We start from the raw sequence: 3,041 nt of genomic DNA on the forward strand, positions 1-3,041 counted from the left end.
GATTGCCGTGTGCAATAAGCTCCTCAAACAAGCCTTTGCCATTGTCAAATCCGGTGTGCCCTATCAAGCAGATTTTTCTTCTTCTCTGGCCTGCAAGGCTTGACTTTTAACACAGTTCATATAAGGAAGAACTCGAATGCTAGATCAGGAAAAATTTGACGAGGTAAAGAAAATCTTCACCGCGTATTTAGAAAACAAAGGCCTGCGCAAAACGTCGGAGCGCTACGCCATTCTGGAGGAAATCTACTCGCGCACCGGCCACTTTGATGTTGAGGAACTGTACGCCGGCATGAAGCAGCAAGGCTTGCAGGTTAGCCGCGCCACGGTCTACAACACCCTCGATTTGTTGGTAGAACATGGCTTGGTAAGCAAGCATCAGTTTGGCCGCAACCTCGCGCAGTACGAGAAAAGTTACGGCTACCGCCAGCACGACCACGTCATCTGCACCGAGTGTCATAAGGTAGTCGAGTTCTGCGACCCGCGCATCCACGGTATCCAAACCATGGTCGGGGAGTTACTCAACTTCCATATCTTGCACCACTCTTTGAACCTGTACGGCGTGTGCGGCGACTGCCGTGCCAAAGCCGCCGCCCGCTCTCAAGCCGAATGAAAACCGAAGCCGCCGTCCAGAACGGCATCCTGTACGTGCGCCTGGCCGGCGACCTGATTGGTAGCCCCGATTCGCAGCAACTGTTGCACACCGTAAACACCCAGCTGGGGGAAGATGTCATGCTTTGCGCCATTGACCTCTCCAGCGTGCGGTTCATCAACAGCACCGGCATCGGTGTGCTGGTGTCCATTCTCACCAAATTTCGCAACCAAGGCGGCGAGCTTGTGCTGATCAACCCTTCGGACCATATCCGCAAACTGTTGGTCATCACCAAGCTCAATGCCATTTTTACAATTGCCGCCAACGATACGGAAGCGGCTGAACATCTGAAAGCCATACGCTAATGCCTGTTGACGTACTCGTCGGATTACAGTGGGGAGATGAAGGGAAAGGAAAAATTGTAGACGTACTTGCGCCAACCTACGATGTAGTTGCCCGTTTCCAGGGAGGGCCTAACGCTGGCCACACGCTCTTCTTCGATGGCGTGAAGCATGTACTGCACCAAGTTCCTTCGGGCATCTTTCACCCGCACATCATCAACGTCGTTGGCAATGGCGTTGTGCTTGACCCGGTTGTTTTTCGCCAGGAGCTGCAGAAGCTAACCGACCGTGGAATAGACTGGGGTAAAAATCTCTTTATTTCCCGCAAGGCCCAGCTTATCCTGCCCTCGCACCGGGCCCTCGACCGGATCAGCGAAGAAGCCCGCGGCGGCGACAAAATCGGCTCTACCCTGAAAGGTATAGGCCCTACGTACCAGGATAAGATCGGCCGCACCGGCCTGCGCGTCGGCGACGTCCTGCTACCCGATTTCCGCCAGCGCTACCAGGATGCCGTAGCCCGCCACGCTACGTTGGCGGCTTTCCATAATAAGGAGCTGGAAATCGAACCCTTCGAAGCCGACTTCTTCTCCGCCGTAGAGTTTCTGCGCACCCTCCAGGTAGTTGACACCGAATACTTGCTGAACGACCACCTGAAACAGGGTAAGAGTATTCTGGCCGAAGGAGCGCAAGGCTCTATGCTTGACATTGATTTCGGGACGTATCCGTTCGTAACTTCTTCCAGCACCATCGTGGCTGGAGCTTGCACGGGCCTGGGTATTGCCCCGCGCCATATAGATAAGGTATACGGTATCAGCAAAGCCTACTGCACGCGAGTTGGCAGTGGCCCTTTCCCAACCGAGCTACACGACGAAGTAGGGGAGCAGATCCGGGCAGCTGGCCGTGAGTTTGGCGCAACCACGGGGCGCCCGCGCCGCTGTGGCTGGATTGACCTACCTGCCCTACGCTATAGCATTATGCTCAATGGCGTCACCGAAATTCACCTGATGAAGGCTGATGTGCTGGATGAGTTTGAGGAAATCCAGGTGTGTACGCACTACCGCGCTGCCGATGGTACCGAAACCGACCAGCTACCGGATTACGCCACCTTACAAACCATGACGCCTGTTTACAAGACCATGGCTGGTTGGCGGACCTCATTACCTGCTATTACCGACCCTGCTAAGCTACCCCAGGAGCTGCAAACTTACCTTGAGTTTCTTGAGGAGCACTTGCAGGTGCCCATCCGCATAGTTAGCGTAGGCCCTGACCGCGTGAGTACACTGCATAGAGGCTAAATAGTAAATGCCAAACAAAACGAGCGAGGCGCAAGAGTCCTCGCTCGTTTTGTTTGATGTAGCAACGCAACAGCCCTCAAGCACACACCGGTAAGGCATATCGGTTTACATGGAGTGATTTTTTGTTTAGGTTGTGAACTTTGTATCAGTAATAAGTAGTTAATCACCAGAGCTCTTCTAGCGCTAAGGGTTGGTTTCTTCAACACAGAGCTCAATAAATCTTTGTGTGAGTTTGGAAAAGCAAAAAGGAAGCCCCACTTTTGCACTCCCAAACCGGAACGCGGTAGGGAAGATCTTTCGGCAAACGCAGAAATAGTCCTATATAGGAGCTGCTGCTTTCAGGTACTGGGTTTACCAGTCGCTAAAAAAAAAGTTTGCCAGCGGGGTTGCAAAAGCGGTTGCGGGTTTCGTACCTTTGTCCTCCCAACGCGAAACGTGCGGCGGAACGAAGTGAGAATAACACAAAATTTATTTTTGTGGAAACTTGCAAAAGGCGCTAAGGTGTTGTTACCTTTGCAGCCCGCTTCAACCGGAAGAGGGAATTGCTCCTCGCAAGTGCTTGTCGAACGAAAAACTTTTTTCTTCGGGCATCTTGCAAAAAGCAAAAAGGTTCTTACCTTTGCAGCCCGCTTCAACCGGAAGGGGCACAGTACCCGGGCTGACTAGCCCACCAGGTTCTTCCAACAGGGAAGGACGGACGTTCTTTGAATGACTGGAATTGACAAATTTGGGTGAGGCTGTTGTAGGCGACTACAGCAGCAGCAAGACCAAGCGTAACATAACGAACAGACACGTCAAACTAACGAGTCGGATCAG

3 protein-coding genes are annotated in these 3,041 nt (G+C 52.7%); all 3 read left to right on the forward strand.

Annotation, left to right across the window (positions count from 1 at the left end; all coding sequences use genetic code 11):
- Nucleotides 1-136: 136 nt before the first annotated feature.
- From FY528_RS21075 to FY528_RS21085, 3 genes are read left to right on the forward strand one after another with little or no spacing between them, the layout of a single operon-like run.
- Nucleotides 137-610 (forward strand): Fur family transcriptional regulator, encoded by a 474-nt coding sequence (locus tag FY528_RS21075; RefSeq protein WP_149072980.1) that lies wholly within the window; start codon nt 137-139, stop codon nt 608-610.
- Nucleotides 607-954 carry an STAS domain-containing protein gene (locus tag FY528_RS21080; RefSeq protein WP_149072981.1) on the forward strand — a complete coding sequence of 116 codons (348 nt, stop codon included), beginning with the start codon at nt 607-609 and terminating at the stop codon, nt 952-954. The genes FY528_RS21075 and FY528_RS21080 overlap by 4 nt, the downstream gene beginning before the upstream one ends.
- Nucleotides 954-2,225: an adenylosuccinate synthase gene (locus tag FY528_RS21085; RefSeq protein WP_149072982.1), complete on the forward strand. Its 1,272-nt coding sequence runs from the start codon at nt 954-956 to the stop codon at nt 2,223-2,225. Before FY528_RS21080 ends, FY528_RS21085 begins: the two co-directional genes overlap by 1 nt.
- Nucleotides 2,226-3,041: the final 816 nt, after the last annotated feature.

The organism is Hymenobacter lutimineralis, assembly GCF_008271285.1.
GTDB classification, from domain to species: Bacteria; Bacteroidota; Bacteroidia; order Cytophagales; family Hymenobacteraceae; genus Hymenobacter; species Hymenobacter lutimineralis.